This window comes from Actibacterium sp. MT2.3-13A, from assembly GCF_018139985.1.
Lineage (GTDB): Bacteria > Pseudomonadota > Alphaproteobacteria > Rhodobacterales > Rhodobacteraceae > JAGSOU01.
On sequence record NZ_JAGSOU010000001.1, the window covers coordinates 412,501 to 414,117 of the forward strand.

Annotated in this window: 1 rRNA gene (only partly in view); it reads left to right on the forward strand. The window is 55.3% G+C overall.

Features of this window, described 5'->3' with window-relative positions:
* A 23S ribosomal RNA gene (locus tag KCI33_RS02035) occupies nucleotides 1–1,617 on the forward strand (its annotated part extends 935 nt beyond the left edge of the window); the annotation flags it as partial.

The window sequence follows — 1,617 nt, forward strand, 5'->3', positions numbered from 1 at the left end:
AATACCCGGGAGTACTAGATGGCAGACACACGGCGAATGCTAACGTCCGTCGTGAAGAGGGAAACAACCCTGACCTACAGCTAAGGCCCCCAATTCGTGGCTAAGTGGGAAAGCAGGTGGGACGACCAAAACAACCAGGAGGTTGGCTTAGAAGCAGCCATCCTTTAAAGATAGCGTAACAGCTCACTGGTCTAATCAAGTTGTCCTGCGGCGAAGATGTAACGGGGCTCAAGCCACGAGCCGAAGCTTAGGATGCCGCAAGGCATGGTAGCGGAGCGTAGTGTGATAAAACCCACTCCTCCTTAGCATCCCTCGGGATGCATTGGAGGAACGGGTTTGGCGATGAAGCAGTTCCGTGAGGAGCTGTGGAGCGATCACTAGCGAGAATGATGACATGAGTAGCGACAAACAGGGTGAGAGACCCTGTCGCCGAAAGTCCAAGGGTTCCTGCTTAAAGCTAATCTGAGCAGGGTAAGCCGACCCCTAAGGCGAGGCCGAAAGGCGTAGTCGATGGGAACCAGGTTAATATTCCTGGGCCAGGAGGATGTGACGGATCGTGACTGTTGTTCGCCCTTATCGGATTGGGCGGGCCGCTGATCGGTTCCTGGAAATAGCCCTCCATGAGATCGTACCCTAAACCGACACAGGTGGACTGGTAGAGCATACCAAGGCGCTTGAGAGAACGATGTTGAAGGAACTCGGCAAAATACCTCCGTAAGTTCGCGAGAAGGAGGCCCAGTTTCTACGCAAGTATTGGCTGGGGGCACAAACCAGGGGGTGGCGACTGTTTACTAAAAACACAGGGCTCTGCGAAGTCGCAAGACGACGTATAGGGTCTGACGCCTGCCCGGTGCCGGAAGGTTAAAAGGAGGGGTGCAAGCTCCGAATTGAAGCCCCGGTAAACGGCGGCCGTAACTATAACGGTCCTAAGGTAGCGAAATTCCTTGTCGGGTAAGTTCCGACCTGCACGAATGGCGTAACGACTTCCCCGCTGTCTCCAACATCGACTCAGCGAAATTGAATTGCCTGTCAAGATGCAGGCTTCCCGCGGTTAGACGGAAAGACCCCGTGCACCTTTACTACAGCTTCACACTGGCATCAGGCACAACATGTGCAGGATAGGTGGTAGGCTTCGAAGCAGGGACGCCAGTCCCTGTGGAGCCATCCTTGAGATACCACCCTTGTTCTGCTTGATGTCTAACCGCGGTCCGTTATCCGGATCCGGGACCCTGTGTGGCGGGTAGTTTGACTGGGGCGGTCGCCTCCTAAAGCGTAACGGAGGCGCGCGAAGGTTGGCTCAGAGCGGTCGGAAATCGCTCGTTGAGTGCAATGGCAGAAGCCAGCCTGACTGCGAGACTGACAAGTCGAGCAGAGTCGAAAGACGGCCATAGTGATCCGGTGGTCCCGAGTGGAAGGGCCATCGCTCAACGGATAAAAGGTACGCCGGGGATAACAGGCTGATACTGCCCAAGAGTCCATATCGACGGCAGTGTTTGGCACCTCGATGTCGGCTCATCTCATCCTGGGGCTGGAGCAGGTCCCAAGGGTATGGCTGTTCGCCATTTAAAGAGGTACGTGAGCTGGGTTTAGAACGTCGTGAGACAGTTCGGTCCCTAT